This window comes from Microbacterium sp. Mcb102 (assembly GCF_024519805.1).
Lineage (GTDB): Bacteria > Actinomycetota > Actinomycetes > Actinomycetales > Microbacteriaceae > Microbacterium.
This window is the reverse complement of the sequence record NZ_JALJRG010000018.1, coordinates 1-293: the sequence shown is the minus strand read 5'-3', so window position 1 is coordinate 293 and position 293 is coordinate 1. Positions and strand designations below refer to the sequence as shown.

Annotated in this window: 1 protein-coding gene; it reads left to right on the top strand. The window is 65.2% G+C overall.

From position 1 onward, the window contains the following. The coding region (locus OC372_RS19325; RefSeq protein WP_262003906.1) for a hypothetical protein at positions 1 to 293 on the top strand (293 nt) is incomplete at both ends.

Sequence of the window (293 nt, the reverse complement as noted above, 5' to 3'; positions counted from 1 at the left end):
GGACGTGATCAACCTGGAGGCCTTCGACGCGTCGAACGGGTTCGCGAAGCTCTGGTCCAAGGCCACTCGCGCGAATCCGCGTCAGCTCGACATCGACTCCACCAATGGCCTGCTCTACATCGGCTACACCGGCACGGGCAAGGGCGCGGGCGGATTCTCGGTGCACGATCTCACCACCGGGAAGGCGCTCGGCGACTTCGCGGATCCGAAGTACGGCAAGGACGGCTACGGCATCACGGTCGACGAGGAGCACCAGCGCGTGTTCGTCTCCAACCGCGACTTCCGCCTCAACC